We start from the raw sequence: 395 nt of genomic DNA, 5'->3' as shown, positions 1-395 counted from the left end.
GCCGCAGCGCGACCGCGGAGAGCGCCTCGTCGGACAGCCAGCGGGCGGCGGGGCCGGGGACCACCCAGGCGAGGTCGTCCGCCGAGCGCGCTCCGGCCGTGCCGGCGCCGTCGGGCGTCCGGCGGAGGGTCAGCCGCACGGCCGCGTCGTCGAGCGCGTCCGGGTAGCGGATCCGGGCCAGCCGGTGGGCGGCGCGCAGCACGGTGAGCGGGGTCCGCAGCGCGCCGGTCAGGACGCCGGCGGCCGCCCGGTCGACGCCCGCCAGCGCGGCCACCGGGGAGAGGAGCTCGCGGGAGCGGCCGGCCCGGACCAGGTCGGCCAGCCGGGCCGGGTGCCCGTCCAGGACCTGCCGGGCGCCGTGGCCGGTCAGGTGGTCGGTGCCGCCCGCCCCGAAC

At 82.5% G+C, this 395-nt stretch carries 1 pseudogene; it reads right to left on the bottom strand.

The features are described 5' to 3' along the window. Nucleotides 1-395 (bottom strand): annotated as a pseudogene (locus BI06_RS50560) (asparagine synthase); the annotation flags it as partial.

The sequence above is a fragment of the Kitasatospora sp. MBT66 genome, from assembly GCF_000710405.2.
Lineage (GTDB): Bacteria > Actinomycetota > Actinomycetes > Streptomycetales > Streptomycetaceae > Kitasatospora > Kitasatospora purpeofusca.
The sequence above is the reverse complement of the archived record's forward strand: the minus strand, read 5'-3'. Positions and strand labels throughout refer to the sequence as shown.